This is a genomic window from Agarivorans sp. Toyoura001, assembly GCF_005405585.1.
GTDB lineage: Bacteria > Pseudomonadota > Gammaproteobacteria > Enterobacterales > Celerinatantimonadaceae > Agarivorans.
This window is the reverse complement of record NZ_BJEQ01000010.1, coordinates 53,671-80,007: the sequence shown is the minus strand read 5'-3', so window position 1 is coordinate 80,007 and position 26,337 is coordinate 53,671. Positions and strand designations below refer to the sequence as shown.

26 protein-coding genes are annotated in these 26,337 nt (G+C 45.6%); 18 read left to right on the top strand and 8 right to left on the bottom strand.

All coding sequences use genetic code 11. From position 1 onward, the window contains the following. Positions 1–27: 27 nt before the first annotated feature. The gene (locus FFR00_RS13010) at positions 28–3,213 is read right to left on the bottom strand and encodes an efflux RND transporter permease subunit (protein WP_137673836.1); all 3,186 of its coding nucleotides are present in this window, start codon (positions 3,211–3,213) and stop codon (positions 28–30) included. An 8-nt stretch (positions 3,214–3,221) separates the two neighbouring features. Beyond that, positions 3,222–4,460: an efflux RND transporter periplasmic adaptor subunit gene (locus FFR00_RS13005; RefSeq protein ID WP_137673835.1), complete on the bottom strand. Its 1,239-nt coding sequence runs from the start codon at positions 4,458–4,460 to the stop codon at positions 3,222–3,224. 178 nt (positions 4,461–4,638) lie between these two features. Between FFR00_RS13005 and FFR00_RS13000 the strand changes: the two genes are divergently transcribed. Further along, complete coding sequence (locus tag FFR00_RS13000; protein WP_137673834.1) at positions 4,639–5,280, top strand: TetR/AcrR family transcriptional regulator; 642 nt, start codon at positions 4,639–4,641, stop codon at positions 5,278–5,280. A 9-nt stretch (positions 5,281–5,289) separates the two neighbouring features. Here FFR00_RS13000 and FFR00_RS12995 read toward each other — a convergent pair whose 3' ends face one another. Beyond that, positions 5,290–6,132 (bottom strand): AraC family transcriptional regulator, encoded by an 843-nt coding sequence (locus tag FFR00_RS12995; protein WP_137673833.1) that lies wholly within the window; start codon positions 6,130–6,132, stop codon positions 5,290–5,292. A gap of 142 nt (positions 6,133–6,274) precedes the next feature. On the opposite strand from FFR00_RS12995, the gene FFR00_RS12990 reads away from it, so the two are divergent. From FFR00_RS12990 to accC, 4 genes are all read left to right on the top strand, one after another. Continuing rightward, entirely contained in the window at positions 6,275–7,660 is a 1,386-nt protein-coding gene (locus tag FFR00_RS12990; RefSeq protein ID WP_137673832.1) for an MATE family efflux transporter, read from the top strand. 143 nt (positions 7,661–7,803) lie between these two features. After that, a complete protein-coding gene (gene aroQ / locus FFR00_RS12985) occupies positions 7,804–8,250 on the top strand; it encodes a type II 3-dehydroquinate dehydratase (protein ID WP_137673831.1) in 447 nt (148 codons plus the stop codon). Between the two features lie 35 nt (positions 8,251–8,285). After that, positions 8,286–8,738: an acetyl-CoA carboxylase biotin carboxyl carrier protein gene (gene accB, locus FFR00_RS12980; RefSeq protein WP_137673830.1), complete on the top strand. Its 453-nt coding sequence runs from the start codon at positions 8,286–8,288 to the stop codon at positions 8,736–8,738. Positions 8,739–8,750: 12 nt separating this feature from the next. Continuing rightward, positions 8,751–10,094 (top strand): acetyl-CoA carboxylase biotin carboxylase subunit, encoded by a 1,344-nt coding sequence (gene accC, locus FFR00_RS12975; RefSeq protein ID WP_137673829.1) that lies wholly within the window; start codon positions 8,751–8,753, stop codon positions 10,092–10,094. A gap of 70 nt (positions 10,095–10,164) precedes the next feature. Here the strand turns inward: accC and FFR00_RS12970 are convergent, their stop codons facing one another. Beyond that, the gene (locus FFR00_RS12970) at positions 10,165–11,193 is read right to left on the bottom strand and encodes an MBL fold metallo-hydrolase (protein ID WP_137673828.1); all 1,029 of its coding nucleotides are present in this window, start codon (positions 11,191–11,193) and stop codon (positions 10,165–10,167) included. A gap of 249 nt (positions 11,194–11,442) precedes the next feature. On the opposite strand from FFR00_RS12970, the gene FFR00_RS12965 reads away from it, so the two are divergent. From FFR00_RS12965 to fis, 5 genes are all read left to right on the top strand, one after another. Then, positions 11,443–11,913 (top strand): hypothetical protein, encoded by a 471-nt coding sequence (locus tag FFR00_RS12965; RefSeq protein ID WP_161985161.1) that lies wholly within the window; start codon positions 11,443–11,445, stop codon positions 11,911–11,913. A 76-nt stretch (positions 11,914–11,989) separates the two neighbouring features. Beyond that, complete coding sequence (locus FFR00_RS12960) at positions 11,990–12,370, top strand: hypothetical protein (protein ID WP_137673826.1); 381 nt, start codon at positions 11,990–11,992, stop codon at positions 12,368–12,370. 89 nt (positions 12,371–12,459) lie between these two features. Beyond that, positions 12,460–13,338, top strand: coding sequence for a 50S ribosomal protein L11 methyltransferase (gene prmA, locus FFR00_RS12955; RefSeq protein WP_137673825.1), 879 nt, complete (start codon positions 12,460–12,462; stop codon positions 13,336–13,338). 163 nt (positions 13,339–13,501) lie between these two features. Continuing rightward, the gene (gene dusB / locus FFR00_RS12950) at positions 13,502–14,458 is read left to right on the top strand and encodes a tRNA dihydrouridine synthase DusB (protein WP_137673824.1); all 957 of its coding nucleotides are present in this window, start codon (positions 13,502–13,504) and stop codon (positions 14,456–14,458) included. A gap of 35 nt (positions 14,459–14,493) precedes the next feature. Then, positions 14,494–14,793 carry a DNA-binding transcriptional regulator Fis gene (gene fis / locus FFR00_RS12945; RefSeq protein WP_016402072.1) on the top strand — a complete coding sequence of 100 codons (300 nt, stop codon included), beginning with the start codon at positions 14,494–14,496 and terminating at the stop codon, positions 14,791–14,793. Positions 14,794–14,968: 175 nt separating this feature from the next. Here fis and udp read toward each other — a convergent pair whose 3' ends face one another. After that, complete coding sequence (udp, locus tag FFR00_RS12940) at positions 14,969–15,736, bottom strand: uridine phosphorylase (RefSeq protein WP_137673823.1); 768 nt, start codon at positions 15,734–15,736, stop codon at positions 14,969–14,971. 242 nt (positions 15,737–15,978) lie between these two features. Here udp and FFR00_RS12935 point away from each other — a divergent pair, with 242 nt between their 5' ends. Continuing rightward, the gene (locus FFR00_RS12935; RefSeq protein WP_137673822.1) at positions 15,979–16,386 is read left to right on the top strand and encodes an META domain-containing protein; all 408 of its coding nucleotides are present in this window, start codon (positions 15,979–15,981) and stop codon (positions 16,384–16,386) included. Between the two features lie 11 nt (positions 16,387–16,397). Here the strand turns inward: FFR00_RS12935 and FFR00_RS12930 are convergent, their stop codons facing one another. The 3 genes from FFR00_RS12930 to FFR00_RS12920 all read right to left on the bottom strand — a co-directional run bounded on the left by FFR00_RS12930 (position 16,398) and on the right by FFR00_RS12920 (position 18,371). After that, on the bottom strand, positions 16,398–17,447 hold the full coding sequence (locus tag FFR00_RS12930; RefSeq protein WP_137673821.1) for an SO_0444 family Cu/Zn efflux transporter: 1,050 nt from the start codon (positions 17,445–17,447) through the stop codon (positions 16,398–16,400). Beyond that, positions 17,431–17,838, bottom strand: a complete 408-nt coding sequence (gene zntR, locus FFR00_RS12925; protein ID WP_137673820.1) for a Zn(2+)-responsive transcriptional regulator — start codon at positions 17,836–17,838, stop codon at positions 17,431–17,433. The genes FFR00_RS12930 and zntR overlap by 17 nt, the downstream gene beginning before the upstream one ends. Before the next feature lie 116 nt (positions 17,839–17,954). Next, positions 17,955–18,371, bottom strand: coding sequence for a VOC family protein (locus tag FFR00_RS12920; protein WP_137673819.1), 417 nt, complete (start codon positions 18,369–18,371; stop codon positions 17,955–17,957). A gap of 117 nt (positions 18,372–18,488) precedes the next feature. Between FFR00_RS12920 and soxR the strand changes: the two genes are divergently transcribed. From soxR to FFR00_RS12885, 7 genes are all read left to right on the top strand, one after another. Next, positions 18,489–18,950 (top strand): redox-sensitive transcriptional activator SoxR, encoded by a 462-nt coding sequence (gene soxR / locus FFR00_RS12915; RefSeq protein WP_274595116.1) that lies wholly within the window; start codon positions 18,489–18,491, stop codon positions 18,948–18,950. A gap of 71 nt (positions 18,951–19,021) precedes the next feature. After that, positions 19,022–19,198 carry a DUF6435 family protein gene (locus tag FFR00_RS12910; protein WP_137673817.1) on the top strand — a complete coding sequence of 59 codons (177 nt, stop codon included), beginning with the start codon at positions 19,022–19,024 and terminating at the stop codon, positions 19,196–19,198. A gap of 67 nt (positions 19,199–19,265) precedes the next feature. Continuing rightward, positions 19,266–21,101 (top strand): diguanylate cyclase, encoded by a 1,836-nt coding sequence (locus tag FFR00_RS12905; RefSeq protein WP_137673816.1) that lies wholly within the window; start codon positions 19,266–19,268, stop codon positions 21,099–21,101. A gap of 270 nt (positions 21,102–21,371) precedes the next feature. Further along, positions 21,372–22,964: a bifunctional phosphoribosylaminoimidazolecarboxamide formyltransferase/IMP cyclohydrolase gene (purH, locus tag FFR00_RS12900; RefSeq protein WP_137673815.1), complete on the top strand. Its 1,593-nt coding sequence runs from the start codon at positions 21,372–21,374 to the stop codon at positions 22,962–22,964. An 85-nt stretch (positions 22,965–23,049) separates the two neighbouring features. Continuing rightward, the gene (gene purD, locus FFR00_RS12895) at positions 23,050–24,339 is read left to right on the top strand and encodes a phosphoribosylamine--glycine ligase (protein ID WP_137673814.1); all 1,290 of its coding nucleotides are present in this window, start codon (positions 23,050–23,052) and stop codon (positions 24,337–24,339) included. A gap of 157 nt (positions 24,340–24,496) precedes the next feature. Then, complete coding sequence (locus FFR00_RS12890; protein WP_137673813.1) at positions 24,497–25,093, top strand: YitT family protein; 597 nt, start codon at positions 24,497–24,499, stop codon at positions 25,091–25,093. A gap of 3 nt (positions 25,094–25,096) precedes the next feature. After that, complete coding sequence (locus tag FFR00_RS12885) at positions 25,097–26,305, top strand: methyltransferase (RefSeq protein WP_137673812.1); 1,209 nt, start codon at positions 25,097–25,099, stop codon at positions 26,303–26,305. Positions 26,306–26,337 lie beyond the last annotated feature (32 nt).

Genomic DNA, 26,337 nt, shown 5'->3' with positions numbered 1-26,337 from the left:
TTTAAGTGTGTAATGATTAAAACAGGGTCACTTAGCAATGAACGCAGGGTTTGCTATAGCTAAGTCTTGTTTATCATCTTCTTCACTAGGCTTTGGTGTACGCTTGGCCAGCAAGTAATAAAACAGTGGCGTGAGTAACAGTCCAAATACCGTCACGCCAATCATACCTGCAAATACCGCGACCCCCATGGCTTGACGCATTTCGGCGCCTTCTCCAGTAGAAAACACCATCGGTACCACTCCCATAATGAAGGCAATTGAGGTCATTAAAATCGGACGCAAACGTAAGCGAGAGGCTTCTAATACGGCTTCTATCACGGTGCGACCTTGGTCTTGCAGCTCTTTGGCAAACTCAACGATCAAAATGGCATTTTTGGTCGCGAGGCCAACCAGTACAATCAACCCAATTTGGGTGAAGATGTTGTTATCCCCGCCCCACAGCAATACTCCGCTAATCGCCGATAACAAGGTCATTGGAATGATCAGAATAATCGCCATTGGCAAACGTAAGCTCTCGTATTGTGCCGCTAACACCATAAACACCAAGATAATCACCAGCGGATAAATCAACATGGCAGTATCACCCGACAGCTTCTGTTGGTAAGTTAGCTCGGTCCATTCGTAAGTCATGCCTATTGGCAAAGTTTCCGCCAATATTTGCTCGATAGCCGCTTGCGCTTCACCACTACTGTAACCCGGCGCTGGGCCGCCGTTAATTTCAGCTGTGGTATAGCCGTTGTAGTGCATCACCCGGTCTGGGCCTGCTACATAATCCACATCAACAAATGAGCCCAGCGGTACCATAGCACCATCAATATTGCGTACTTTAAGCTGACTAATTTGCTCTGGCGATTGCCTAAACGATTCGTCGGCTTGCACGTTTACCTGATAGGTACGGCCAAACTTATTGAAGTCATTCACGTAGGTGGACCCCATATACGCTTGCAAGGTAGAGAAGACTTCGTCTACTGATACACCCTGCTGCATGGCTTTAGTTCGGTCTAAATCCAAGTCCAACTGCGGTACGTTCACTTGATAACTCGAGAATACTCCTGCTAATGCAGGTGTGCCCCAGGCTCTTTGCATCACTTGCATAGTGACATTAGCCAGCTCTTCATAACCGTGGTTAGCTCTATCTTGAATTTGTAACCTAAAGCCGCCAATAGTGCCTAACCCCTGCACTGGTGGCGGTGGGAATATCGCAATAAAGGCTTCTTGAATACCGGCAAATTGTTGATTGAGCGCACCAGCAATGGCATTAGCCGACAAATTTGGATCTTTACGTTGATCAAAATCGGCTAAGGGCGTGAATAAAATCGCGCTATTGGGGCTATTAGTAAAACCATTAATGCTTAGGCCAGGAAAGGCGACGGCATGCTCAACACCCGGTTGCGCTAGGGCGATTTCCGACATTTGTTTCACTACCGCTTCGGTACGTTCTAGCGAAGCCGCGTCTGGCAATTGAGCAAAGGCCACTAAGTATTGTTTGTCTTGCCCCGGTACATAACCGGTTGGCGTTGTATCAAACTGGTAAGCAGTTAAGCCTAATAAACCAACATAAATAATGCCCACTAAAGCCGACAAACGAATTGTCTTTTTGATGATACTGCCGTAAGCATTCGCGCCTTTATCAAACACACGGTTAAACGGTGCAAAGATAAATCGACCAAACAGACTATCCATAATACGGGTTAGGCGATCTTTAGGCTGATCGTGGCCTTTTAACAATAACGCTGACAACGCCGGGCTCAGAGTTAATGAATTAATCGCAGAAATAAAGGTTGAGATGGTAATGGTTAAGGCGAACTGCTTATAAAACTGTCCGGTTAATCCCGACATAAACGCGGTCGGAATAAACACCGCAGCCAACACTAAAGTAGTGGCAACAATTGGACCCGTCACTTCTTTCATCGCTTGTTGAGTCGCAGCCACCGGGCTTAAGCCTTCGGCAATATTCCGCTCAACGTTTTCGACCACCACAATGGCGTCATCCACCACAATACCAATCGCCAGCACTAAGCCAAACAACGACAAAGCATTCAGTGAAAAACCCATTAGGTGCATAAATGCAAAGGTACCTACCAAGGAAACAGGTACCGCTACTAACGGTATAATAGACGCACGCCAGGTTTGCAGAAATAACACCACCACTAGCACCACAAGTAGTACTGCTTCAAACAAGGTTTTGACTACCGCCTCTATCGAGCCGCGCACAAATACCGTGGGATCGTATACCGTGTCGTAGCTCAAGCCTTGTGGGAAACTCTTTTTCAGCTCAGCCATGCGAGCGCGTACGTCTTCAGATATTTGAATCGCGTTCGAGCCAGAAGCTTGGAATACCCCAATCGCAATGGCGTCTTTATTATCTAACAACGAACGTAAGGCGTAGCTGCTTGCGCCAAGCTCAACTCGGGCAACATCTCTAAGCCGACTCACTTCACCGTTATCACCGACTTTGATGATGATATCTTCAAATTCTTCGGTGGTATTTAAACGGCCTTTTACATTAATCAGGATCTGAAAATCAGATTCACCGCTAGGCTGAGCCCCCAAACTGCCGGCAGCTGCCTGTTGGTTTTGCTCACGAATAGAAGCGATAATTTGATTAGGGTTAAGCCCCAGCGAAGCCACTTTATTAGGGTCTAACCAAATACGTAGGCTGTAGTCGCCAGCGCCAAACAAACGCACCGCGCCTACCCCTTCAATACGGGCCAGTTCATCTTTTACGTTAAGCGCCGCATAGTTAGATAAGTACAATAAGTCGTAGCGATCTTCAGGCGAACTTAAGTGAACCACCATGGTTAAATCGGGTGACGATTTTTCGGTCACAACACCTAAGCGCTGTACTTCCAAAGGCAAACGCGGCGTCGCCCGGTCGACCCGGCTTTGCACTTGGCTTTGTGCTTGATCTACATCGGTGCCAATGGCAAAAGTCACTGTCAGAGTCATACGGCCATCAGAGGTCGCCTGCGAAGACATATACAACATATCTTCTACGCCGTTAATTTCCTGTTCCAGCGGCGAAGCCACGGTTTCGGCAATCACTTTTGGGTTGGCGCCTGGGTAATTTGCAGTCACAACTACGGTAGGCGGCACCACTTCGGGGTATTCGGTAATAGGCAATTGCCACACTGCAATTGCTCCACCAATAAACATTAGCAAGGAGATAACTGCGGCGAAGATCGGCCGTTTAATGAAAAACTGAGAAAACATAAGCTAACTTATCCTTGTTGAACTGATAACTTGGCATTAAGACTTAACTGTTGATGCTGCTGTTCTAACAAACGTTGAGACTGACGAAGCTCCGATATGACTTCGTCACTGGCCATGCTGGCAGGTACCGGGGTAACTTGCATTTGTGGGCGCACTCGCTGAATGCCGTTAACCACAATCCGCTCTGAACCAGACAAACCCTGCGACACAATTCGCAAGCCATTAATTTGCTCACCTAATACCACGGGGCGGTATTGCACTTGGTCATTGTCGTCTAATACCAGAACAAACTTGTTATTGAGGTCAGTGCCTACCGCTTTGTTGTCAATCAACACTGCTTGGTAACGGCTACTGCCAGCAATTTGCAAACGAGCAAACATACCAGGGCGTAATTCGCCAGTTTGATTGTTAAAGCGAGCACGTAAGCGAATGGTGCCAGTTGCACCAGTTAAGGCGTTATCAATAAAATCAATCTTACCCAAGTGTTTAAATACACTGTCATCGGCCAAGGCCATTTGCACAGCGGCAATCGAATCTTGGCTGTCAGACAATGGAATCACATTGTTCAGCTCTTGGTATTTAAGAAAACTTTGCTCATCCACGTCAAAATAAGCATACATATGCTGGATAGATACAATCCGGGTTAACTGGCTTGACCCTAGGTTTACGTAGTTACCTTCGGTGATCAGCGCATTAGAGACCCGACCAGCGATAGGAGCGCGCACTTCGGTAAAATCTAAATCAAGGCGAGCGCGAGATAAGGCCGCGGTGATTGAGGCTACCGCTGCTGCACCTTGCTCCCTGGCAGAGAAGCGACTATCTAAGATTTCATCTGAGATAGCATTTTTCTTATTCAAGGCTTGGGCCCGTTTATAGCCTTTTTTCGCCAACTCTAAGCTACTTTTAGCACTTACTAATTCGGCTTCTAAACGCTCAACTTCAGCAGCAAAAATACGATTATCTATTTTAAATAGCACTTCGCCCTTTGTTACTACGCTGCCCTCATTAAACAACACTTGGTCGATATAGCCCGATACACGCGGTACCACCATTACGGTTTGCGGAGCTTGTAAGCGACCGGTGTAAAAATCTGTTTCGGTAATTTGTTCTAGCAGAACCTCTGCAACATCTACACTGGGAGGTGGAGGGGTTTGCTGAGTAGCCGCTTCGGGTTTACCGCAGCCAATTAACGATATGCTTAATGCACTTATTGCGATGATTTTTGTTAAATCAAAAACTGAAGCCATCTCTGATCCCTCAAGTGATGAATAATTGATAATTACTAGATGTTTTGTACTGCTTGGTATATTAGTTCTGAAACATGATCAAGATCAAGAACTTTTTGTACCGGTCGGTATGCATTTATCTAGACAGGGCTATTTGGCTTAGCTATGATCAACGTAGAAAGTAAACCAAGGTTACAAAATGTCTCCCAAATGTTGTTCGCATATAGGTCGTCCACGTAGTTTTGATGCAGAAGATGCATTAGAAAAAGCGCTAGAGGTGTTTTGGCAAAAAGGTTACGAAGGCGCCTCACTCAATGAGCTCACCCAAGCAATGGGCATTAATAAACCCAGTATGTACGCTGCATTTGGCAATAAAGAACAACTATTTCTGCAAGCGATAGAACTCTACGAAAAACGTCCTCAAGCCTTTTTTTACCCCGCTCTCGAGCAACCCACCATTTACGATGTAGTTGATTTTATGTTGAAGGGGGCGGTGGCTAACTTAAGCGACCCAGACCAACCACAAGGTTGTGTGATTGTGCAAGGAGCCTTATCTTGCAGCGAATCGGCCAGCACCATTAAGGAAGCCCTTAAAGCTCGCCGAGCCGAAGGCAGTATTGCCCTTCAACAACGCTTCGAACGCGCCCAACAAGAGCAAGATTTAGCCCCAGATGCTGACCCAGAAGCACTAGCCCATTATCTTGCCACCGTTTTACAAGGTTTAAATGTGCATGCCACTAACGGCGCAAGCCAACAACAGTTGCAACAAGTGGCAGAACTTACTTTAGACACTTTTAAGCGAGTGAGTGTGGCCAAATTGGCTGCCAGCTTACAACGATAATATTTAACGCTAAGCTTGGCTTTGCCTACGATAACGCCCCGGAGAAACCCCAAAGCTTTTTTTGAAGCGGTGAGCAAAAGCAAAGCCGTCTTGATAGCCCAACTGGCTAGCGATAACGTCGATAGACCAGCGGCTTTCGCGCAATAGATAGCTGCCATGCTCTAAGCGTAAACGGGTAAGGTATTGCTTAGGGCTACATTTAAACTCTTGTTGAAATAAGCGATAACAATGCGCTTCAGATACAGATAAACGCTGGGCCATCTCGCTCACAGTCCACGGATAGTGCAATGAAGAGCGCAATTGCTGCTCCAAATTATGCAAGGGGCTAGGCTCTTGGTTCTTTAAAGGTTTGAGCAGCTGCAATAAATAGCGTTTAAGCAATTGGGTTAACGCTGATTCCACCAGTGGATCGGCCTTGGTTTTTCCTTCTTCATCTAGTAGTAGCTTCAAACACTTATCAATATTTTGGCTGGAATTAATCTTCATTACCTTGGCTTTTTTAGGGAAACGATACCAAGAAATATCAGCCGAAAACTGAAACCAATTATGCCGCCAAAAATGACTCGCCAAGCTAAACGAATAATCGGTTCCTGCGGGCAGAATCACCACTTCATTGGGTCCTAAGCGTTGTCGTCCTTCTGGCGTATGCAAACTGCCAACACCAGCCATAGAAATTAAAATTGAGTGTTCTTGCGGGGCTCGCCGACTAACGAAGTACTCGCCTCGAATATAAGATACCCCCGCTAAATTAACTTGAAGCTTAGCCAGCTCAGAAAAACGCTCGGTGGTTAAAAAGCGCTCAACGCAGGCGGAGCCTATATCAAACTTGTCTTGCCAATGCCGCTCATTCATAAATGATAGTTTTAAACATATTTTAGATAGCTTCAATTATGTGGAAGTTCTTTTATATAAGATAGTATCGCGCCCATAATTTCTGGCTACCGTTTTCAAGCGGATAGCTTTTATCTGATGCAAGTCACGTTTTGAGGTTGTTATGCAAGCATCTCCTATTACATTGAATCGCTCATGGCTAGAGCAGTTCTGGCGCCTAGCTTGGCCAATATCTTTACAAGCAGTACTGCTAAGCCTGTTAGGCCTAGTGGATGTACTTATGGTTGCTACTTTAGGTGATGCCGAAGTGGCAGCAGTAGGTTACGCTGGTCGTGCGTTTTTTGTGGCAATTGTCATCTTGAATGGCTTTTCTACTGCTTGCGCTATTTTAAGTGCTCAGCACTGGGGAACTAAGAACTGGAACGCCATTGGCCGTACTGTGGCACTGTCGTTTTACGCAGGGCTTATTTTTACCCTTACTACCTTGGCATTTATGATCTTCAGCCCAAGCACCATTATGCAATGGGGCAGCAGCGACGCACACTTGGTTGCCATTGGTAGTGACTACATTCGCGCCACCGCGTTGATGATCTTATTCACCCTACCAGTGATTGTAATCGAGTCTGCCTTGCGTGCTAGCGGCAATACCAAACTCCCGCTGTACATTAGTATTTTTGCGGTAGTCGCTAATATTCTATTAAACCAAGTGCTTATTTTTGGCTTTGGACCCATCCCTGCAATGGGCATTGTTGGCGCAGGCGTAGCAACAGTGATTGCCCGCTTGTTGCAGCTTGTCGTTTTGGTTACCAGTTTATGGTGGCAATCGCACCCACTACTAAAAGTATCAATGATTGGTTTTTGGCAATTTAGCCGCGCAGAAGTAAACAAATATGCCAAGCTGGCACTGCCTTTAGTGATCAACTTTAGCATTTGGTCTAGTGGTGTATTTGTATTTGCCACCTTATATGGTCAGCTAGGCACCAATGCCTTAGCAGCAATGAGCTTGATCAGCCCTATTGAAGGCATGGCTATATCTTGTTTCATGGGCTTTTCTGCTGCTTGTTCCATTATGGTGGGTAATAAACTAGGCGCGAACCAGTTTAACCAAGCTTGGGTAGATGCTCGTTTAGCCTTACTGGTTAGCCCAATTGCCGCTATCGCTATTGGTGTTGCAGTGTGGCTATTAAGCTACCCTTTATTGAACTTGTTTGGCGCGCTAGAGTCTGAAACCTTGGAACTAGCACAACAATTGGTGCTAATTTTGGCCGCCTCTACCTGGTTACGCATCTTCAACATGGTGCTAATTAACGGTATTTTACGTAGTGGTGGTGATAATGGTTTTTGCTTAATGTCGGATACCTTCTGCCAATGGGGAGTGGGTTTAATGCTAACGTCTATCGCAATCTTTGTGTTTGATGTGAGCTTAATTACTGCCTTCTGTATTGCCCTAAGCGAAGAAGTATTTAAGGCTATGTTGTGCTTTTGGCGAATGAACCAAAAGAAATGGCTACGTAACCTAACAACAGAGCCTCTCGCCGAAACGAACTGATTAGACCAGAAAAATGCTGCCATTTTCTGCGAAAACACTATAATTACCGAAAATGTCGATGACTTAGCACATTTACCATTGATAAATGTGCTAATCTTCAGAAATCGACACGTTCTATAATTTAAGCTGGCTTTTCAACGAAAATGACTAATAAATTCTCTATTTTGTTACTCAATGGTCCAAATCTTAATCTTCTTGGTAAGCGTGAACCCGAGGTTTACGGTCACCAGAGTTTAGACGACATTGTTGAGCAGCTGCGCATTCAAGCCCATGACATGGGTGTTAGCCTTCAGGATTTTCAATCCAATATCGAAGGCGAGCTGATTAATCGCATTCATCAAGCCATGGGCGAGATTGACTTCATTATCATCAATCCTGCGGCTTTTACTCATACCAGTGTTGCACTGCGTGATGCTCTGCTAGGTGTGAATATTCCTTTTATAGAAATTCACTTGTCTAACGTGCATGCACGTGAACCCTTCCGCCATCACTCTTACTTAGCAGACAAAGCTGAGGGAGTGATTTGTGGCTTGGGTAGCCAAGGATATCAATTTGCTTTGACTGCAGCCTTAAACAAGCTGCAGCAATAGTTGTTAATTAACCTAATACGATAAAGAGAGCCCTTATGGATATTCGCAAGATTAAAAAATTAATCGAATTAGTTGAAGAATCTGGTGTAGCTGAATTAGAAATCACTGAAGGTGAAGAAGCAGTACGCATTAGCCGTAATTTTAGTGGTGCAGCGCAAGCAGTATACGCCCCAGCACCTATTGCTGCGCCAGCGCCAGTTGCCGCACCTGCTAATGCTCCTGCAGCGCCAGCTGCCAGCGAAGCTGTGGCATCTGGTCACAAAATGCTATCGCCAATGGTAGGTACTTTCTACCGTTCATCTTCACCTGAAGCACAACCGTTTGTACAAGAAGGCCAGCAAGTAAACGTAGGCGATACATTGTGCATCATTGAAGCAATGAAAATGATGAACCAGATTGATGCTGACAAAGCTGGCGTAGTAAAAGCCATCTTAGTTGACGACGGTGAAGCTGTTGAATTTGATGAACCGCTATTCATCATCGAATAAAGAGGCATTTGTATGCTAGATAAAGTAGTTATTGCTAACCGTGGTGAAATTGCCCTGCGGATTTTGCGCGCCTGTAAAGAATTGGGCATTAAAACCGTCGCTGTGCACTCAACAGCCGACCGTGATTTAAAACACGTATTGTTAGCCGATGAATCAATTTGTATTGGTAAGCCTGCAGCATCGGAAAGTTATTTAGACATTCCGCGCATTATTGCTGCCGCTGAAGTCACTGATGCAGTAGCGATCCACCCGGGCTACGGTTTCTTGTCTGAAAACGCTGAATTCTCTGAAATAGTTGAGAAAAGTGGTTTTGTTTTCATAGGCCCTAAAGCTGAAACCATTCGCATGATGGGCGACAAGGTTGAAGCGATTAAAGCCATGAAAAAAGCCGGTGTACCATGTGTACCTGGTTCAGATGGCCCGCTAGGCACCGATGAAAAGCAAAATGCTGCAATCGCTAAACGCATTGGTTACCCAATTATTATTAAAGCAGCTGGCGGCGGCGGTGGTCGCGGTATGCGAGTGGTTCACAAAGAAGAAGAACTACATACTTCTGTTGATTTAACCCGTACTGAAGCTGGTTCGTTCTTTGGTAACGATATTGTTTACATGGAGAAGTACTTAGAAAATCCACGTCACGTGGAAGTTCAAGTATTGTCTGATGGCCAAGGCGGAGCGATTCACCTAGGTGAGCGTGATTGTTCTATGCAACGTCGCCACCAAAAAGTGGTAGAAGAAGCGCCAGCGCCAGGCATCACTGAAGATATGCGTCGCAATATTGGTGAGCGCTGTACTCGTGCCTGTATTGAAATTAACTACCGTGGTGCAGGTACTTTTGAGTTCTTGTACGAAAACGGTGAGTTCTACTTCATTGAAATGAACACCCGTATTCAGGTTGAGCATCCGGTTACCGAAATGGTGACAGGTATCGACTTAATCAAAGAGCAACTGCGCATTGCTGCTGGCCAACCACTGTCGTTTAGCCAAGATCAAGTGAAGCTAACGGGTCACGCCATTGAGTGTCGAATTAACGCTGAAGATGCGGAAACCTTTATCCCATCTCCAGGCCGCATTAACCGTTTCCACCCACCAGGTGGTATGGGTATTCGCTGGGATTCACACGTTTATGCAGGCTACTCAGTGCCGCCTTACTACGATTCAATGATTGGTAAACTGATCACTTACGGTGAAAACCGTGACATAGCGATTGCTCGTATGAAGAACGCATTGTCAGAGCTAGTGATTGACGGCATCAAAACTAACGTGCCGCTTCAGCAAAAAATTATGCAAGACGAAAACTTCCAATTTGGTGGAGCAAACATCCACTACCTTGAGAAAAAACTCGGCATGCAATAAGCAACAAGCTGATACTAAAAAGGCCCTAAGCATGCTTAGGGCCTTTTTTTATTGGCGTAAATCCAAGTGCTTATTTTAAGTCTCGCCACCATGCTTCGGTAGTTTGGTTTTGACCAACTTTGAAAACTTCACCAATTTTTGGTGTCACTAACTCCACACCCGCTTGCTGACTTAGCGCACTAATGCGTTCTAGTGGTTCGTACCACGAATGGAAGGCCAAATCGAAAGTGGCGTTATGTACTGGCATCATGGCTTGACCACGCAAATCGAGATGAGCCTGCAGCGCTTGTTCGGGTGTCATATGCACCGCTGACCAATCTTTATCATAAGCGCCGGTTTCCATCATGGTGAGATCAAAGGGACCAAAGCGCTCGCCAATTTGCTTAAAACCATCAAAGTACCCAGAGTCACCACTAAAGAAGATCCGTTTGTTGGGAGAGTCAATCACATAGGATGCCCACAGGGTTTGGTTTCCATCAAATAATCCACGTCCAGAGAAGTGCTGAGTTGGCGTGGCAGTAATGCTTAGCTCACCAAATTTTGCAGATTGCCACCACCGTAAACGTTGAATACGTTCAGGCTTTACGCCCCAATCAATTAAATGTTGATCAACACCTTCAGGTACTACAAAGTGCTTAACCTTGTCTTTTAATAGGCCAATGCTGTATTTGTCTAAATGATCATAATGGTCATGAGAGATCAATACCCCATCAATGTTATCTAGCTCGTTAAGATTTAGCGGGGGTTGATGAAAGCGCTTTGGCCCAATAAAACTAAACGGCGAAGTACGCTGTGAAAAAACAGGGTCAATTAACCATCGCTGCCCACCCACCAGCATATAAACACTAGAGTGACCGAAACGAATCACACTATCTTGCTCTGAAGGCAAGGCATCGAGTGAAGCGGCAGTTAATGGCAACACTGGAATAGCATTAGTCGGCGTGGCATCTACTCGACGCTCAGTCACGTAACGCCATAAAATTCCCCATGCCGAGCTGTTGGCAGGGCTTGCTTGGCTGTTTTGATACTTGCCATCAAGCTGTGTGGTATTAAATATGCTGTTGTCTGCCGCCAGTGCGGGTGCTATCGAAGTGCTCATTAATCCTCCCAAACAAAAACTCATTACGGTACGTCGAATAGTCAACATCTCTACCTCTACAAATTACACCGAAGAGTTTACATTCAAATCAAACAAAGTAAACCATAAAGTTTACTTTTTGAAAGACTAAATACCGTTCAATCTGTAACCAAGTTGTTACAGCAAACAAGCAAGCTAATCTCACGGAAAAAAGCAGAATCTTCATTTTGACTTACACTTTGTTCATCTTAGTTAGAGCAAAGTTATGCTTTGGGAAGTGGTAATTTAGCCGATAAATACAATGGAATAGCGTGTAACATCATGATCATCAAGCCAATATATGAAATATTGCCAAGCCTGTATTTGGCCGCAGGGTCTAGCTCTGTATTATGGATAGACTCAAACTTAGGCATAGCCGGCGGAGCGCTATTGTTTTGCCTTGGCGCGCTTATATGGGTGATGCGTTCCAACTTTAGACGCCACGATCAAGTGGTCCACTCTCGCAAACGCTTTACCATTCCCGAATCCTTGTACGAATTTATGCCCTTCTTCTTTATCGCAGTAGCACTAAGCTTAGCCTCTACCCAATCTACTTTACTGGCTTACGGCATCGCTATGTTATGCATGTATCGTGGCTGTTCGCTGCTGTATTTGCGGCATAAGTACCGCCAACACGCTTGGCAAAAAGCGCAAACGACAACTGCAGCAGCCCAATCATCTAAGCATCGCACAGTAGATTAGTAGACTATTTGGTCAATTTCTTCATTGAGTCTATGCTTAATAAGTTAATGGAATGTTAAGAGCAATGGAGGCAACCATGTTACCGAAAGCGATATACGAATTACTACCTAGTGGATATTTGTATGCAGGCACCAGCTCCATGTTGTTTCTAGAGCCTTGGCTAGCCCATGTAGGTGGGGCTATTTTATTTGCCATGGGAGCCTTAGTGTGGGTGCTTAGGTCTAACTACCGTCGTTACGACAAATTTAAAAAATCCTTTCTACGTAAACGGAAGGTGATCCCAGAGCCTCTATACGAATTTATTCCTTTTCTCTATTTAGCCATAGCGGTGGTGATTGTTAGCGTGGTGTTCAATGCACCTTCCATTGTACTTGCCCTACTGGCCTGTTACCGAGGCCTACAGCTATTATACAAGCGTGCTAAATACCGCCATCGCGGATTAAGCCCGAGCAGTTAAACCCGCCAATAAAAGGCTTAGCATATTTTTAATGCTAAGCCTTATCTAACCCAGTACACTTGCCGCATAATCTTCTAGAGGAGCGGACAATGCCTTGGATCCAGCTAAAAATTAACGCCACAAAAGACACTGCCGAGACCATTGGCGACATACTAATGGAAACCGGTAGCCAAGCCGTTACCCTGTTAGACCGTCACGACACACCGGTATTTGAGCCCTTATTAGGGGAAACACCGTTATGGGGTGATACCGACGTGCAAGGCCTTTACGACGCCACCACCGATATGGCGCCTATTCTTGAGTTCTTGCGCGAAGCGCTGATAATTGACGATGGCAACTACAAGCTAGATCAACTTGAAGATAAAGACTGGGAACGCGAGTGGATGAAAGACTTCCACCCCATGCAATTTGGCAAGCGCCTTTGGATTTGCCCAAGCTGGACCGACGTACCCGACCCAAGCGCAGTAAACGTAATGCTCGACCCAGGGCTTGCCTTTGGTACAGGCACTCACCCCACAACAGCGCTATGTTTAAAGTGGCTAGACCAACTCGACCTTAGTGGTAAAACAGTGGTGGACTTTGGCTGTGGCAGCGGCATTTTAGCGATTGCCGCTATCAAGCTTGGCGCTGAACGCGTCGTCGGCATTGATATCGACCCTCAAGCCATTCTTGCCAGCCGTGACAACGCCGAGCGAAATGGCGTTGCCGACAAACTCGAGCTATATCTACCCAAAGACCAACCAACAGATTTTAAAGCCGACATCGTAGTGGCCAATATTCTCGCAGGGCCACTTAAAGAATTGGCAGAAGTAATACTCGCCTACCTAAAACCGCAAGGTTTAATTGCCTTATCTGGCATTCTAGAAGAACAAAGTTCCACCGTTGTGGATGCTTATCAATCACAGTGCGATATGGATCCGGTTGTTCTCGATCAAGAATGGTGTCGATTAAGCGGCACAAAACGCTAAGTTACCCGAAAAAGTGGGGCAAACCCTATCTCAAAGGGTTTGCTGCCATATTCCTCCACTAAAAATCCAGCTTTTTTTTTGAAAAATGTTCAAAATATAGCCTTTCCAGCGTGCTAAAAAAGTCGTAAACTACGCCGCCCTGAGATTGAGAAGAACGCGAGTCATGAATATAGGCAGTTATAAACTGGACAATCCGGTGATACTAGCGCCTATGGCTGGCATTACTGATCAACCTTTTCGCCGCTTATGTTGGCGACTAGGCGCAGGGCTTACGGTTTCGGAGATGGTGTCCAGTAACCCTCGGGTGTGGAATAGCCAAAAATCGCTAAATCGTATGGTTCACCTAGATGAATGCGGCATACGCAGTGTTCAAATAGCTGGAGCTGACCCAGAATTGATGGCTCTCGCCGCCCAACATAATGTGGCAAATGGCGCGCAAATCATCGATATCAATATGGGTTGTCCGGCGAAAAAGGTAAACAAAAAGCTAGCTGGTTCGGCGCTGTTACAGCAACCGGAACTAGTAGCAAAGATTCTTGATGCTGTTGTACAGGCGGTTGATGTTCCTGTGACCTTAAAGATTAGAACTGGATGGTCACCAGAACACCGCAATGCTTTGCATATTGCCAAGCTTGCAGAAACGGCTGGCATTCAAGCTTTAGCCATTCATGGTCGGACGCGAGCATGTATGTATAAAGGTTTGGCTGAGTACGACACTATCAAAGCAGTAAAACAAGAAGTCTCAATACCGATTGTGGCTAATGGTGATATCACCACCCCAGAGCAAGCCAAGCATGTGCTGGCCTATACTGGAGCGGACGCCATCATGATCGGTCGAGGAGCCCAAGGTAACCCTTGGCTTTTCAGAGAAATTAATCACTTCTTAAGCACTGGTGAGCATATTGCTTCGCCACAGGCCGAAGAAGTGAAGGAAGTAATGCTTCACCACTTAGACAACCTGTATTCACACTACGGGGAGTACCAAGGGGTACGTATCGCTCGCAAACATGTGGGGTGGTACTTGAAGCAATTAGCGGACACGGACGAGTTTCGTAGCCAGTTTAACCAGCTTGAATCAGCCCTGGTACAAACGTCCGCGATTGAGCAGTTTTTCGAATAGTTGTGATCATTAATTAATTAAAAAGAGCGTCAAGTATGTTTGATTCAAATACCACCACAAACACACTTTCTACTATGACTAGCAGTGCTACGAGTACTGAAGTGAAAGAACGTCCATTGCGTGATTCTGTTGAGCAAGCATTGCGCAACTACTTCGCACAATTAAATGGCGAAGATGTGTCTGAATTGTACGAATTAGTACTATCTGAAGTTGAAGCTCCGTTGCTTGACGTAGTTATGCAATACACGCGTGGCAACCAAACTCGCGCTTCAATCATGTTAGGTATCAACCGCGGTACTTTACGCAAGAAGTTAAAAAAATACGGCATGAACTAAGCTAAGACTTAGATATTGCTCAAAAAGGCCTATCTGTTGATAGGCCTTTTTTATTGCATACGATTTATTCTTATCAGGTCGCTGAGAACAAAAAAGCCCAATAGAACTTAACGAACTATTGGGCTGAATATGGAAAGGACAGCTAAGCCATCAGGCAAGTTGGCTTAGTTTTTTGTTAACCAAGCATCTTACGTGCGGCTTCTACTACAATGTTTACTGCTTGGTGCTCGGTGTTTTTCATCAAGCTTTCATCAGGAATTTCTTGTTGAGTACGGTTAACTATAACGCCCGCCACACAACCGGCTTTTAAACCTTGAGATGCACACATGGTGAATAAGGTGGCACTTTCCATTTCAAAGTTAAGCACACCCATAGCTTGCCACTCTTCCATCGAGCCTTGAAAGGCTTTCACTACTCGGCCAGATACCGTGTCGTAACGCTCTTGTCCCGGGTAAAAGGTATCACTTGAAGCAGTTACACCGACATGACAAGTAGCATTAGCGTCTAGCGCCGCGCTGTTTAAGGCCTGCATACAGGAGAAATCGGCAACAGCAGGGAATTGCATTGGAGCAAAATGGCTGCTGGCTCCGTCTAAACGAACCGATGCCGTGGTAACAATCACGTCACCAACATTAATGTGTGGCTGAATAGCGCCAGTAGTACCTACACGCAAAAAGGTGCGAATACCTAACTGGGCTAATTCTTCTACCGCGATTGACGTAGATGGACCACCAATACCAGTTGAACACACTACAACAGGTGTTCCATTCAACTTGCCAAGGTAAGAGGTAAACTCACGCTGTGAGGCTAAAAATTCTGGCTCTTCCAATAATGAAGCAATACGCTCTACGCGTTGTGGATCACCAGGAATGATGGCCAACGTGGCGCCTTTCAGCATTTCTGGGTTCAAACCTAAATGAAATACACTCGCTTGCTGATTCATGTTTACCTACTTAATTTCGTCCAATGATTGATGAGCGAAGCATAGGACGAGAACTGTCCAATAAGTGTGAAACATCTCGCATTTGGCGGTAACTTAGTGCCAATTAGGCTGATAGTTACTTTTTGTGTTGATATTAAAACCACCTAAAAAAAACATTAATTTTATCAGTAAACGAACTTTTCACTCTCTCTGTGTTCTACAATAGCTTGAAATAGTTTTTGTGCTTACTTGAGGTAACTACCATGAATAAACAGCTAATTTTGGGTTTAACAATCGCGTTGGGCTTAACCGGCTGTACCAGTAATCAATCGGAGCCAAGCATGGATTTAGCAGATACCCGTTGGTATATGACCGGTGACTTTTACAACATTGCCGACATTAAGTTGCCAGCGTTTACCTTAGAAGAAAACGATAAGGGCTTTAAGATTTCTGGCACCACGGGTTGTAATAACTTTTTTGGCCAAGCTGAGTGGAATGGCAAACAGCTGTTGGTTAATCAGCCTATTGGCATGACACGCATGCTGTGTGACGACATGGCTAATAAAATTGAAATGGAGTTCATTCAAGCGTTAGAAGAACCGCTAATGAGTGACGGCGAAAATTTGCGCTTAAACAACGGTGCAATGTTTAAGCGCGTGCCAACTAATTAATAATATTGAACTTATGCGGCAGTGCCCACCCAGCGCTGCCGCGCATCATTGAGTCCTGCGCGTAACATCAATATCGCAATAACCAAACTACTACTTACCACCCACCAGCTATTCACTAACTGGTGCTCTTGCCAAGCTACCGGATTTACTTGCCAGTGCCATTGGCCAATTGCCCAATCTAAGCCCCAGCCAAAGGCCATTGCACTAACTACAACACCGGTTAAGTAGGCGGCTAACGCACGCACTCCCATTTCTTGGCGAACCAACATTAAGGTAGCAACATTAGTGGCCGGCCCCGCCAGCATAAATACCAAGGCCGCCCCTGGCGATATACCAGCAATGATTAAACCTGCGGCAATAGGCGTTGATGCTGTGGCGCAAATGTACATAGGCACGCCAACCAACACCATCACTAACATAGTGATCCAGCCTTGTCCCCAGCGGGTCATAAAGCTCTCGGGCAAGTAAGTTTGAATCAAGGCGGCAAATACCAAACCGATCAAGAGCCATAAATAGCTGTCTCCCACCAGTTCAGCAAAGCTATTCAGCCAAGCGCTTATTTTTTGTTTAACGCTGAGCTTTACCTCAGCAGTTGCTTGCTGCTGTTGGCTAGCGTTTTTTTTGCTACAGCAGCTTTTTACTTCGCTAGTAACCGGCTTATTATCTTCGCTGTTTCCCACAAGTAAACCTGCCACAATTGCACTGGTAATAGCAGCTACGGGCCGAACAATGGCCATTACAGGCCCCAATAAGGCATAAGATACTGCCACTGAATCAACACCTGTCTCCGGTGTGGCAATTAAGAAAGAAGTGGTGGCACTTTTAGATGCGCCCGCTCGGCGCAGGCCCATGGCGGCGGGAATAACCCCACAAGAGCACAAAGGCAAAGGCGCGCCAATAAACGCCGCTTTAATGGTCGTACTGGGCTTACTATTGCCTAAGTGCTTTGCTAGCCAACGGCTTGGTAAGCCTAATTTCAAGCTAGCAGCAATAACAAAACCTAAAAACAACCAAGGAGCAGCACTTAAAAACAAACTTACAAAGTTATTCAATAACATCATCTAAGGCCTTTAATATTGAACAAGAGGTAGCACTTTCTTCACCGCCGCAGCACTCGTCATGCAGCTTTTTGAGGGTGGCTTCAAACGCTTGCAGCTGAAGCAATTGTTCCTGCACCTTATGTAGCTTGTGGGCTACCACGCTGCTTACATCACCACAGCTAGAGGTTTCAGCATGCTCGCGCAGGGTAAGCAGCTCCAAGATATCTTTAATCGATAATCCGGCTTGCTTGGCGCGCTGAATAAAACCAAGCCTTGCCAGGTCTTGTTCGCTATACATTCGGTATTGATTCGCCCCACGAGCTACTGGCGCTAACAAGCCCTTACGCTCGTAAAAGCGCAACGCTTCCACAGTTAAACCACTGAGTTTTGCTAATTCGCCAATTTTGTACATGCGACCCTCCATCTACACCTATGATAAACCCTGTAGCTAGGTATAGGGTCAAGGATTTTCTCAAAGAAACAAAAAAAGCCTGACAAGCAGGCCTTTTAAATAAGTGTAGGTGGAGTCTATTCGTAAAGATTTCGCTCTTTTGGTAAGTCTGATGAGTACTCTACAAACTCCACTTCAAAGCCATTTGGGTCGCGGAAATACACGTTACGCCGATGCTGACTTTGCGCCCCTTCATGATGAATTTCAAAGCCTGCCGCTAGCAAGCGACTAATCACAGCATCTAGATCAGCCGTTACATATCCATAATGCGCCACGCCTAATTGATTCCCCTCTAAAGGCCGATTTTCACCGTATCCGTTGTCGTTAAAGGCAAGATAATGATTGTCATCGCCAAAGTGCAGCCAACGTCGATCGGTACCGTACCACGTTTGCTGGCCCTCCCCCCTCACCCACCAATGAGGAAATGCCGCTTTATAAAAAACTAACGTTTGATCCATGTCTTTAACTGTTAGGTTTATATGTTCTAAATACATACGTCTCTCCGTGATTGCTTAATCGTCTTAGTATTGACTTAGTAAATACCTTAAAACCTCAAGCTAAGTTGAGGTAAAGCTTTTTCTTTACTAAACTCGAAAAAAATGGAGAGCAAGATGAATCAACAAGCCAAACACGCTCTATCGGTAGGCGCAGTGGCTAAGCGCTGTGGCATAAAAGTATCTACCCTGCACTTTTATGAGGCCAAAGGCTTGATTCAAAGTCAGCGGAATCAAGGTAATCAACGGCGTTACCACCCGGAGGTACTAAGAAGAGTATCGGTAATTAAAGCGGCACAAAAAATGGGGATTAATCTGGCAGATATTAAAGCGGCTTTTGCCCGATTGCCAAACAACCGCACACCCAATAAAAATGACTGGGAGCTGCTCTCTCAGCAGTGGCGAGAAAACTTAAACCAACGGATTGAGACAATGACTCAACTACGAGATTCCTTAACCGGTTGTATTGGTTGTGGTTGTTTATCAATGAATAGCTGCCCGCTGTATAACCCCGACGATCAGTTAGCCGCTCATGGCACCGGGCCAGTGATCTTAAATCGCAGCAGTGAGCAAACCTAGCCAAAAATAATCGATTTACACAGAACTTTTTACTGCATCCATGCGTTCTTATTAATAACAAAGGAGTGTTTATGTTTAGTTTTCTAAAACCCAACCCTATCAAACGCAAACGCCAAAAGTACGATGCCTTGCTTGAATCAGCGATGTTGGCGCAACGGCGCGGTGACATTATGACCTACTCAATGTTGAGTGCCGATGCAGACGAACTGTGGAAAGAGATTGAGCAACTAGAGACTGAAGTGAAATAGCAGCTTTAACCGGCTTAATTAACCTATGCGCAAGTTATTGATGTAAAAGTTATTTTAAGCCGTTAAGTTGAGACAACGCGATACCCCGTCCATACTGGTTAATTATCAATCAACCTTTGAACTCTTGGTGAAAGATATTTTAAGCAATCAACAAGACTCCAAACCCAAGTTCGTGAAATTAGGCACCGTAGTCGCAATGGTTGCCTTCTTCAGTTTAGCTATTCTCGCCATTGTATTTACCGCGCTAGAGAATATTGAAGATGAGGTTCAGCTTAAAGTTAAAGAATCTTTGCGCACCGTGCTAAGGGCTACTCAAGAAGCTCATCATATTTGGATCCAACACCGTTTGTTAGAACTACGTAATGCCGCTCAGTCGGAACGTATCACTCTGTCTGCCGAAATTTTTAGCAACCCTAAAAGCCCCTCTATGTTACTCGCTAGTGCCGAAGCTAACGTAGAACGAAGCTTTGCCTTAATGATGGAAACCTATCAAGACGATGCCTACTGGTTAAGCGATGTAGAAGGGCGAGTCCTTAACTCGAATATGCGTAATCAAGTCAATACCCTGCACCCTTTGTTTGAATATGAACACCTTAAGATGAATCGAGTTTTAGAGGGCGAAGCCATTTTTATTACTGGCATTAACCAAGCTAAAGCCAAACAGCTCGACAATATGTACTTCTCTGCACCGGTTATTAACCAGCAGCAACAAATCAAAGGGGTGCTTATTATTAGCGTGAATCAAGCTGACCACTTTAGCCGAATTACCCAACTCGGCCGCATTTGGGACTCTGGAGAAACCTATGCCTTTGATCGTAACGGCCTAATGCTCTCGTCCAGTCGATTTGATGAAGAGTTACATCGCTCTGGCATTTTAGAACCGGGACAAAGCGCAATTAATAACCTCTATATTACCGACCCCAAAGCGCAAGCTAACAGCACCGATAGCAGCTTTAAAGCGCTCACTTTTATGGCACAAAGTGCTACTCAAGGTAATACCAGCTATAACACCGAGGGCTATCCAGATTATCGAGGTGTAACTGTGGTGGGCGCTTGGACATGGCAACCCACCTACGATTTTGGCTTAACCACCGAGATAGACAAAGCTGAAGCCTTTGAAGTCTACGCCCGCACGCGAAACATTGTAGTACTAGGCATTGTTAGTTCGGTGTCGGTAGCAATCAGTTTGTTTTTTCTACTCTACTTTAGCCAGCGAAACGCCAAGCTTAACTTACGCCAAGCTCAGTTAGTATTAGAAGACCGAGTACGGGAGCGCACCTCTGACTTAGAAGCCTCGCAACAAGAATTAAGAACCGCTTACCGAGAGCTAGAGAAACAATCAATTACCGATAGCCTCACCGGGATCCCTAATCGCCGCTGCGCGGATGAGTTTTTAGAACAAGAATGGCGACGCGCCCAGCGCGGCGGCTACCCAATTACCATTATGCTGATAGACATTGATCACTTTAAACAATTTAATGATCACTATGGCCACCCTGCAGGTGATGTTTGTTTAGAGCAAGTCGCCAAAGCCCTCATTGATACCGGCATTTGTAAACGCCCTGGTGATTTAATCGCCCGCTATGGCGGCGAAGAGTTCATCGCTATTCTTAGTAATAGTGATTACGACTATGCCGAGTACGCGGCTAACCGCCTGATTAAATCAATAAACCAACAACAGATACCCCATAAGTTTACCCGAGTGGAAGGACTGTCTCATGTCACTATTAGCGTGGGTGTATCTATTGCAGAAAGTGCTGATATCGGCCTTGAAGAAATCATTAGCTTGTCTGATCAAGCCTTATATAACAGCAAGCAAAATGGCCGAAACAGTTACAGTTTTAAGCTACCTATTGCCGCCAAGCAGCAAGCAAATACTCAGCAAACTACCAAATCGGGTTAACGAACAAAAAACCTAAGGCCAGCCCCAACTCCGCCTTTAAGGCTTATTTTTATCACCAAGCGGTCAACAAAGCCCAGTTAACGGCTTGTGTTCATAGTACTTTCTGCGCTTTTAGCCACCCAGTAGGTGTCAATTCCCAAGATTATTCAGCTAAAAACGGCGCATTCTTCACACTTTTACTGTAAAATGCGCGCCTCAAACCTAAGTTGTTTATTTTTCGGGCAACTTGTACCGCTAGCGCATATAACTGCTAATGAGGATAAAACTCCAATGGAAAACGCTCGACCAATTCGACGTGCACTGATCAGTGTTTCAGATAAAACAGGCATCATCGAATTTTCTCGATCTTTAGCCCAGCAAGGCGTAGAGATCTTGTCTACTGGTGGCACCGCTAAACTACTTGCCGAAAACGGCATTGAAGTGATTGAAGTTTCTAACTACACCGGCTTTCCTGAAATGATGGATGGACGTGTTAAGACCCTTCACCCAAAAGTACATGGTGGCATACTAGGTCGACGTGGTACCGATGATGAAGTGATGGAGACTCACGGCATCAACGCTATCGATATGGTAGTAGTAAACCTATATCCATTTGCAGCCACAGTTGCTAACCCAGATTGTAGCCTTGAAGATGCGGTTGAAAACATCGACATCGGCGGCCCTACCATGGTGCGCAGCGCGGCTAAAAACCACAAAGACGTGACCATTGTTGTTAATGCTTCAGACTACGATCGCGTATTGGCTGAAATGGCATCCAACGATAAATCACTCGCTCACGCTACCCGTTTTGATTTAGCCATTGCCGCTTTTGAACACACTGCCGCTTACGACGGCATGATCGCTAACTACTTCGGTACCATGGTACCAAGCTACGGCGACAACAAAGAAGGCGACGAAGAAAGCAAATTCCCACGCACCTTCAACAGCCAATTCACTAAAAAGCAAGACATGCGCTATGGCGAAAACAGCCACCAAGCTGCTGCTTTTTATGTAGAAAACAACATCGAAGAAGCCTCTGTTGCTACCGCCACCCAACTACAAGGTAAAGCCTTGTCGTTCAACAACATCGCCGATACCGACGCCGCCCTTGAGTGTGTGAAAGAGTTCGACGAGCCTTGCTGTGTGATTGTAAAACACGCTAACCCTTGTGGCGTAGCACTAGGTGGCACTATTCAAGAAGCTTACGAGCGTGCTTACCAAACCGACCCAACGTCTGCGTTTGGCGGCATTATTGCCTTTAACCGCGAGTTAGATGCTGATACCGCTGAAGCGATTGTTTCTCGTCAGTTTGTTGAAGTGATTATTGCTCCTGCAATCTCTAAAGCCGCAGCACAAATTGTTGCCGCTAAGAAAAACGTACGTTTGTTAGAGTGTGGTGAATGGTCTACTAAAACTACTGGTTTACAGCTTAAGCGTGTAAACGGCGGTTTGTTAGTTCAAGACCGTGACCAAGGCATGGTAAACCCAAGCGACTTAAGCGTAGTAAGCAAACGCCAACCGAGTGAAGAAGAGTTGCGCGATGCACTATTCTGCTGGAAAGTAGCAAAATACGTTAAATCTAACGCGATTGTATATGCTAAAGGCAACATGACCATTGGCGTTGGTGCAGGTCAAATGAGCCGCGTTTACAGTGCCAAAATTGCTGGCATTAAAGCGGCCGACGAAAACCTAGAAGTAGCCGGAAGTGTAATGGCATCAGACGCCTTCTTCCCGTTCCGCGATGGTATCGACGCCGCTGCTGAAGCAGGTATTACCTGTGTGATTCAGCCTGGTGGTTCAATGCGCGATGATGAAGTGATTGCCGCAGCCGATGAACATGGCATGGCCATGGTATTCACTGGCATGCGCCACTTCTACCACTAGAAACCAACAGCCAGCCCAGCGCTGGCTGTTTTGTATTTTGGCTTGGTGCGCCAAGCCCCGTTTACTCAGTATTGGATAGACAAACATGAACGTACTTGTGATTGGCGGCGGTGGCCGCGAACATGCTCTAGCATGGAAGGCTGCGCAATCTCCTTCAGTTGAAAAAGTATTTGTTGCCCCAGGTAACGCAGGTTCTGCGCTTGAGCCTAAGCTAGAAAACGTAGCCATTGGTGTAGAAGACATTGCCGGCTTACTTAGCTTTGCGCAGCAAAACCAGGTTGAACTGACCATTGTTGGCCCAGAAGCACCACTCGTGATTGGTGTGGTCGATGCCTTTAGAGCGGCAGGCCTTAAAATCTTTGGCCCAACTGAAAAAGCGGCTCAGCTTGAAGGCTCTAAGTCATTCACTAAAGATTTCTTAGCCCGTCACAACATTCCTACCGGTTACTACCAAACCTTTACTGAAGTAGCGCCTGCGATTGCTTACGTAAAAGAGCAAGGTGCGCCAATTGTAGTGAAAGCTGATGGCTTAGCAGCAGGTAAAGGCGTAATTGTTGCCATGACCGAAGCAGAAGCCATTGCCGCTATTGAAGATATGCTAGCCGACAATGCCTTTGGTGAAGCCGGTTCACGTGTAGTTATCGAAGAGTTTTTAGATGGCGAAGAAGCCAGCTTCATCGTAATGGTAGATGGCACTAACGTACTCGCCATGGCAACTAGCCAAGACCACAAACGTGTTGGTGACGGTGACAGCGGCTTAAATACTGGCGGCATGGGTGCTTATTCACCCGCACCAGTGGTTACACCAGAAATCCACCAGCGTATTATGGATGAAGTGATCATGCCTACCGTTAAAGGCATGACTGCAGAAGACAATGAATACACTGGTTTCTTGTACGCTGGTTTAATGATTATGGCCGATGGTTCACCAAAAATTATTGAGTATAACTGCCGCTTTGGTGACCCTGAAACCCAGCCTATTATGATGCGTATGCAATCGGACATTGTTGAGCTATGTTTAGCTGCAGTAGACGGAAAACTAGATACCCAAACTGCCAGGTTTGATGCTCGCCCAGCTATGGGTGTAGTACTAGCAGCAGCGGGTTACCCAGGCTCTTACCCAAAAGGTGACGTAATCACCTTGCCAAGCCTTAGCGAAGAAAGCGATAGCGCAAAAGTGTTCCACGCAGGTACTGCCGATAAAGACGGTAACATTGTCACTAATGGTGGCCGAGTTGTATGTGCCACAGCATTAGGCAACACAGTAACCGAGGCACAAGCTAATGCTTATGAGCTAGTGAAAAAAGTATCGTGGGAAGGCATGTTCCACCGCAACGATATTGGTTACCGCGCGATTGCCCGCGAAAAAAGCTAATTTAGCCACTCAGCGGCCTGTAGCATAAACAGATAAAACCACTATGAGTAATAATCATGGTGGTTTTTTTTGTTTCTATGATTTCATATAGCGATTTATCTCAAACACTGACTGGCGATGCTATTATTCTCTGTCAGTATTTAATAACGGAAGCTCAATGGAACGGCACAATCTTTTAGAAGATATATTAGCCTTGTTAATTGGCACCACCATGGTGGCTTTAGGGGTATTCTTTTTTAAAGAGACTCAGCTACTCACCGGAGGTACCGCTGGTTTAGCCTTACTCGCAAACCAATTTTTAGACCTCTCCTTTGGCCAAATCTTCTTAATTATTAACCTACCCTTTTTTGTATTAGGCTTTGTCAAAATGGGTGCCGCCTTCACCTTTCGAACTATTGCATGTGTATTACTAGTGTCCTTGTTTACCGATTACATGCACCTTGTGATTGATATCGCTGCGCTCAATCGCGCCTATGCCGCTGTGGCAGGTGGTTTCTTAATTGGTACCGGTATGCTTATTTTGATCCGCCATAAAGGCAGCTTAGGTGGAGTAAATATTCTGGCGCTATATTTACAAAAGCGCTTTAATATTCGAGCCGGACACGTGCAAATGGCGCTAGACATTGTCATTGTGGCAGCATCTTACTTTTTAGTACCACTTAGCGTGCTGCTATGGTCTATTGCAGGCGCTGCCGCCTTAAACATAGTCATAGCCCTTAATCATAAAAGCGGCCGCTACCAGGGCTTGTCTTAAGCAATGTTTCAAGCACTCACGCCACAGGTTTTACACGCTCAATTTAGCCAACATGATCTTTTGCTAAGCAGGTATCAAGCCTACTGGCAACTCACCCCTTTTCAGCATCAGCAATTGCCTTGGCACAACCCAGGGTTGCTAAATAGCTTACAAAGCCTAAGCGAAACCCAAATCAACCAACTGGAATTAGAGCCTGCGTTAGCCCTTGCTCACTTCGCTGAATTTTTTCCAGAGTTAAGCCCATGCCTTGAGCAGTGGTCACTTGCCCCAGCCAAACAACAGCCTTTGTCTACTCCCTTTTGGTTTAACACTGGCATTAAAGGACGAAAAGCTGAGCAAATCCAAGCTTTTAGCCAGCAACTGAGCGATACAAAACTACCCATTTTAGAATGGTGTGCAGGTAAGGGGCACCTTGGTCGATTGATTAGCTTTCACCACCAACTGCCAGTGACTAGCTTGGAATGGCAAGCCAGCTTATGTGAACACGGTGAGCAGCTCGCCAAGCAGTTAAATGTAGATCAGCATTTTCATCACTGTAACGTATTAAACGCTGACTCCCATCAGTATGTAAAACCCCAGCAACATGCCGTTGCCTTACATGCCTGTGGCGAACTGCATTTACAACTGTTGCGTTCAGCCGTTCAAAGTAAAACCCAAGAGCTTAGCCTGTGCCCATGCTGTTACCACCTAATTACCAGCGAGCACTATCAAACCTTGTCAGCTCGAGCTAAGCGAAGCGTATTGCATTTAACCAGGCAAGATTTACGTTTAGCGGTCGCCCAATCCGTCACTTCTGGACAGCGAGTACAAACACTGCGCCAAAGAGAAATTCATTGGCGTTTAAGTTATCAATGTTTGCGCGAAGCGCTCAGCGGAGAGACTCACTACCAAGCGCTGCCTTCAGTGGCTAAACATTGGTTTGCCCAAGGTAAACTGTTTAATGATTTTGCTCATTGGGCCTGCCAACAGCACTCGCTAACAGCGCCAGCCAATCTCGATTGGCAGCATTATTTACGCTTGGGTAAGCAACGCCACCTATTAGTACGACAAATAGAGTTGGTACAGCACCTGTTTAGGCCCATAATGGAACGCTGGCTGTTGCTAGATCGTGCCCTATTTTTACAAGAACACGGTTATCAAGTTGGATTAACGGAACTTTTCTCCTTCCAAACCAGTCCACGTAATGTATTAATACAAGCAGCGCTAACCTAAACCTGCTTTAATCACTGTTGCTGCATTTGCTG

What these genes read in the sequence shown, in the direction of transcription:
- FFR00_RS13010 (WP_137673836.1), bottom strand. Translation starts at nt 3,213, where the DNA reads ATGTTTTCTCAGTTTTTCATTAAACGGCCGATCTTCGCCGCAGTTATC.
- FFR00_RS13005 (WP_137673835.1), bottom strand. Translation starts at nt 4,460, where the DNA reads ATGGCTTCAGTTTTTGATTTAACAAAAATCATCGCAATAAGTGCATTA.
- FFR00_RS13000 (WP_137673834.1), top strand. Translation starts at nt 4,639, where the DNA reads ATGTCTCCCAAATGTTGTTCGCATATAGGTCGTCCACGTAGTTTTGAT.
- FFR00_RS12995 (WP_137673833.1), bottom strand. Translation starts at nt 6,132, where the DNA reads ATGAATGAGCGGCATTGGCAAGACAAGTTTGATATAGGCTCCGCCTGC.
- FFR00_RS12990 (WP_137673832.1), top strand. Translation starts at nt 6,275, where the DNA reads ATGCAAGCATCTCCTATTACATTGAATCGCTCATGGCTAGAGCAGTTC.
- aroQ (WP_137673831.1), top strand. Translation starts at nt 7,804, where the DNA reads ATGACTAATAAATTCTCTATTTTGTTACTCAATGGTCCAAATCTTAAT.
- accB (WP_137673830.1), top strand. Translation starts at nt 8,286, where the DNA reads ATGGATATTCGCAAGATTAAAAAATTAATCGAATTAGTTGAAGAATCT.
- accC (WP_137673829.1), top strand. Translation starts at nt 8,751, where the DNA reads ATGCTAGATAAAGTAGTTATTGCTAACCGTGGTGAAATTGCCCTGCGG.
- FFR00_RS12970 (WP_137673828.1), bottom strand. Translation starts at nt 11,193, where the DNA reads ATGAGCACTTCGATAGCACCCGCACTGGCGGCAGACAACAGCATATTT.
- FFR00_RS12960 (WP_137673826.1), top strand. Translation starts at nt 11,990, where the DNA reads ATGTTACCGAAAGCGATATACGAATTACTACCTAGTGGATATTTGTAT.
- prmA (WP_137673825.1), top strand. Translation starts at nt 12,460, where the DNA reads ATGCCTTGGATCCAGCTAAAAATTAACGCCACAAAAGACACTGCCGAG.
- dusB (WP_137673824.1), top strand. Translation starts at nt 13,502, where the DNA reads ATGAATATAGGCAGTTATAAACTGGACAATCCGGTGATACTAGCGCCT.
- fis (WP_016402072.1), top strand. Translation starts at nt 14,494, where the DNA reads ATGTTTGATTCAAATACCACCACAAACACACTTTCTACTATGACTAGC.
- udp (WP_137673823.1), bottom strand. Translation starts at nt 15,736, where the DNA reads ATGAATCAGCAAGCGAGTGTATTTCATTTAGGTTTGAACCCAGAAATG.
- FFR00_RS12935 (WP_137673822.1), top strand. Translation starts at nt 15,979, where the DNA reads ATGAATAAACAGCTAATTTTGGGTTTAACAATCGCGTTGGGCTTAACC.
- FFR00_RS12930 (WP_137673821.1), bottom strand. Translation starts at nt 17,447, where the DNA reads ATGATGTTATTGAATAACTTTGTAAGTTTGTTTTTAAGTGCTGCTCCT.
- zntR (WP_137673820.1), bottom strand. Translation starts at nt 17,838, where the DNA reads ATGTACAAAATTGGCGAATTAGCAAAACTCAGTGGTTTAACTGTGGAA.
- FFR00_RS12920 (WP_137673819.1), bottom strand. Translation starts at nt 18,371, where the DNA reads ATGTATTTAGAACATATAAACCTAACAGTTAAAGACATGGATCAAACG.
- soxR (WP_274595116.1), top strand. Translation starts at nt 18,489, where the DNA reads ATGAATCAACAAGCCAAACACGCTCTATCGGTAGGCGCAGTGGCTAAG.
- FFR00_RS12910 (WP_137673817.1), top strand. Translation starts at nt 19,022, where the DNA reads ATGTTTAGTTTTCTAAAACCCAACCCTATCAAACGCAAACGCCAAAAG.
- purH (WP_137673815.1), top strand. Translation starts at nt 21,372, where the DNA reads ATGGAAAACGCTCGACCAATTCGACGTGCACTGATCAGTGTTTCAGAT.
- purD (WP_137673814.1), top strand. Translation starts at nt 23,050, where the DNA reads ATGAACGTACTTGTGATTGGCGGCGGTGGCCGCGAACATGCTCTAGCA.
- FFR00_RS12890 (WP_137673813.1), top strand. Translation starts at nt 24,497, where the DNA reads ATGGAACGGCACAATCTTTTAGAAGATATATTAGCCTTGTTAATTGGC.
- FFR00_RS12885 (WP_137673812.1), top strand. Translation starts at nt 25,097, where the DNA reads ATGTTTCAAGCACTCACGCCACAGGTTTTACACGCTCAATTTAGCCAA.